Here is a 640-nt window from a genome sequence, read left to right as displayed (position 1 = left end):
AGCTGCGGGCCCGGCTGGCCGGGCTGTCCGGCGCCGAACAGGACCGCGCGCTGCTGGACCTGGTCCGTACGCAGGTCGCGGCCGTCCTCGGCCACGCGGGCCCCGCCGCCGTCGAGTCGGGCCGGGCCTTCAAGGAGCTGGGCTTCGACTCGCTCACCGCGGTGGAGCTGCGCAATCGGCTGAACCAGGCGACCGCCCTGCGCCTGCCCGCCACGCTGATCTTCGACTACCCGGACCCGACGGTCCTGGCCCGCCACCTGCGCACCGAGCTGATCGACGACTCGGCCCAGGACACCGCCGACAGCCACGCCGCCGGGTCCGCGACGCCCGCGACGACCACGGCCGCCGACGACGATCCCGTCGCCATCGTCGCCATGAGCTGCCGCTACCCCGGTGACGTCCGCACCCCCGAGGACCTCTGGCAGCTCCTGACGGCCGGCGAGGACGGCGTCACCCGCCTCCCCGAGAACCGCGGCTGGGACACCGAGGCCCTCTACCACCCCGACCCCGAGCACCCGGGCACCTCGTACGCCCGCGAAGGCGGCTTCCTGCACGACGCCGCCGAGTTCGACGCCTCCTTCTTCGGGATCTCCCCGCGCGAGGCCCTCGCCATGGACCCCCAGCAGCGCCTGCTGCTGGA

At 74.7% G+C, this 640-nt stretch carries 1 protein-coding gene; it reads left to right on the top strand.

Annotated elements, in window-relative coordinates:
• The coding region (locus OG982_RS30890) for an acyl carrier protein (protein WP_266950286.1) at window positions 1-640 on the top strand (640 nt) is incomplete at both ends.

It is taken from the genome of Streptomyces sp. NBC_01551 (assembly GCF_026339935.1).
Lineage (GTDB): Bacteria > Actinomycetota > Actinomycetes > Streptomycetales > Streptomycetaceae > Streptomyces.
Note: the sequence above shows the minus strand (reverse complement) of the source record. Positions and strands in the feature narration are given on the sequence as shown.